This is a genomic window from Mesorhizobium sp. WSM4819, assembly GCF_055811215.1.
This window is the reverse complement of the sequence record NZ_JBVVQO010000082.1, coordinates 1-1,177: the sequence shown is the minus strand read 5'-3', so window position 1 is coordinate 1,177 and position 1,177 is coordinate 1. Positions and strand designations below refer to the sequence as shown.

1 protein-coding gene is annotated in these 1,177 nt (G+C 63.3%); it reads left to right on the top strand.

Annotation, left to right across the window (positions count from 1 at the left end; genetic code table 11):
* Positions 1 to 1,176: an elongation factor Tu gene (tuf, locus tag AC0L18_RS32310; RefSeq protein WP_091591201.1), complete on the top strand. Its 1,176-nt coding sequence runs from the start codon at positions 1 to 3 to the stop codon at positions 1,174 to 1,176.
* The last annotated feature ends 1 nt before the right edge of the window (position 1,177 follow it).

Below are 1,177 nucleotides of genomic sequence, written 5' to 3'. Positions count from 1 at the left end.
ATGGCAAAAGGTAAATTCGAGCGTACAAAGCCTCATGTGAACATCGGCACGATTGGCCATGTCGATCATGGCAAGACGTCGCTGACGGCGGCGATCACCAAGTATTTTGGCGAATACAAGCGCTACGACCAGATCGATGCGGCTCCCGAGGAGAAGGCGCGCGGCATCACCATCTCGACGGCGCATGTCGAATACGAGACGGCCAACCGCCACTACGCCCATGTCGACTGCCCCGGCCACGCCGACTACGTCAAGAACATGATCACCGGTGCCGCGCAGATGGACGGCGCGATCCTGGTCGTGTCGGCCGCCGACGGCCCGATGCCGCAGACCCGCGAGCACATCCTGCTGGCCCGCCAGGTCGGCGTGCCGTCGATCGTGGTGTTCTTGAACAAGGTCGACCAGGTCGACGACGCCGAGCTGCTCGAGCTGGTCGAGCTCGAGGTGCGCGAGCTGTTGACCAAGAACGAGTTCCCCGGCGACGACATTCCGATCGTCAAGGGTTCGGCGCTTGCGGCTTTGGAAGATTCCGACAAGAAGATCGGCGAGGATTCGATCCGCGAATTGATGGCTGCGGTCGACGACTACATCCCGACGCCGGTTCGCCCGCTCGACAAGCCGTTCCTGATGCCGATCGAGGACGTGTTCTCGATCTCTGGCCGCGGCACGGTGGTGACCGGCCGCGTCGAGCGCGGCGTGGTCAAGGTCGGCGAGGAGCTTGAGATCGTCGGCATCCGTCCGACCACCAAGACGACCTGCACCGGCGTCGAGATGTTCCGCAAGCTGCTCGACCAGGGCCAGGCCGGCGACAACATCGGCGCGCTGCTGCGCGGTGTCGACCGTGAAGGTGTCGAGCGCGGCCAGGTTCTGGCCAAGCCGGGCACGGTCAAGCCGCACAAGAAGTTCGTCGCTGAAGCCTACATCCTGACCAAGGACGAGGGCGGCCGTCACACGCCGTTCTTCACCAACTACCGTCCGCAGTTCTACTTCCGCACGACCGACGTGACCGGCATCGTGTCGCTGCCGGAAGGCACCGAGATGGTGATGCCTGGCGACAACATCACCGTCGATGTCGAGCTGATCGTGCCGATCGCCATGGAAGAGAAGCTGCGCTTCGCCATCCGTGAAGGCGGCCGCACCGTCGGTGCCGGCATCGTCGTCACCATCAAAGAGTAAT

What these genes read in the sequence shown, in the direction of transcription:
- tuf (WP_091591201.1), top strand. Translation starts at nt 1, where the DNA reads ATGGCAAAAGGTAAATTCGAGCGTACAAAGCCTCATGTGAACATCGGC.